1 protein-coding gene is annotated in these 212 nt (G+C 55.7%); it reads left to right on the plus strand.

Annotated elements, in window-relative coordinates; translation table 11 throughout:
• The coding region (locus tag LCF57_RS28425; protein WP_226003311.1) for a beta-ketoacyl synthase N-terminal-like domain-containing protein at positions 1-212 on the plus strand (212 nt) is incomplete at both ends.

Raw genomic sequence — 212 nt, forward strand, 5'->3', positions numbered from 1 at the left:
AGCATCTGTACCGGGGAGAATGCGAGATGGCGATTGCAGGAGGAGTAAACCTGTATGTCCATCCGCTCAGCTATGTTGGGCTTTGCGCCAACCAAATGCTGTCAGCAGATGGACAGTGCAAAAGCTTTGGAAAAGGAGGCAACGGGTTTGTCCCTGGCGAAGGCGTGGGGGCTGTCCTATTGAAGCCGCTGTCCCGGGCGATAGCCGATAAG

It is taken from the genome of Paenibacillus sp. BJ-4 (assembly GCF_020404765.1).
Lineage (GTDB): Bacteria > Bacillota > Bacilli > Paenibacillales > Paenibacillaceae > Paenibacillus.